Origin of the sequence: Neisseria sp. 19428wB4_WF04, assembly GCF_015235335.1 — a bacterium.
Lineage (GTDB): Bacteria > Pseudomonadota > Gammaproteobacteria > Burkholderiales > Neisseriaceae > Neisseria > Neisseria musculi.
Genome location: NZ_JADGLG010000136.1, coordinates 1 through 687, shown reverse-complemented (window position 1 = coordinate 687; position 687 = coordinate 1). Strand labels below are relative to the sequence as shown.

The 687-nt window shown below is 54.6% G+C and carries 1 protein-coding gene; it reads left to right on the top strand.

Translation table 11 applies throughout. The features are described from left to right. The first annotated feature begins 10 nt into the window (after positions 1-10). Complete coding sequence (locus IR141_RS14275; protein WP_368665557.1) at positions 11-265, top strand: IS3 family transposase; 255 nt, start codon at positions 11-13, stop codon at positions 263-265. Positions 266-687: the final 422 nt, after the last annotated feature.

Here is a 687-nt window from a genome sequence, read left to right as displayed (position 1 = left end):
ATATGCCGGTTTGAAACGGCATATCCGTGCGGCTTGCCGGCAACACAAAGGACGCTGCGGCTGCCGCAGGATAACGGCGGCAATCCGCTATGCAGGGATGTTGGCCAACCACAAGACAATCAGCCGTATGAAGGCGGTGTCGGGCCGGGGCGGCGGTACGGCGGTGCCAATGCCGTCCATCGCCCGTTCGAAAGAGGCCGGCAACGTTGCGCCGCTATCCTGCAACGCCGTTTCAAGGCGGAAAAGCCAAATGGGAAACGGGTAAGGGCTGCCACGGAGCTCAATAATGCAGGAGAAAAGTTGTATCTTTCTCCGCTGATGGATTGGTTCAACAAGGCAATCATCGGTTGCCGGATTCGATGCCGGTGGGGAAAAGCGCAACTGTTGCCGCTGACGGACTGGTTTAACAAGCAATCATCGGTTGTCGGGTTCGATGCCGGTGGGGAAAAGCGCAACTGTTGCCGCTGACGGACTGGTTTAACAAGCAATCATCGGTTGTCGGGTTCGATGCCGGTGGGGAAAAGCGCAACTGTTGCCGCTGACGGACTGGTTTAACAAGCAATCATCGGTTGCTGAATCCTACAACCCGGCGTTGTCGATTCGGTCGGGAAAATATTGAAAGAAGCATTTAAGCAATCAAGATAGTGTGTGAAAGTGTCAATGCCGTTGATGTATTCTTTCGGCAAC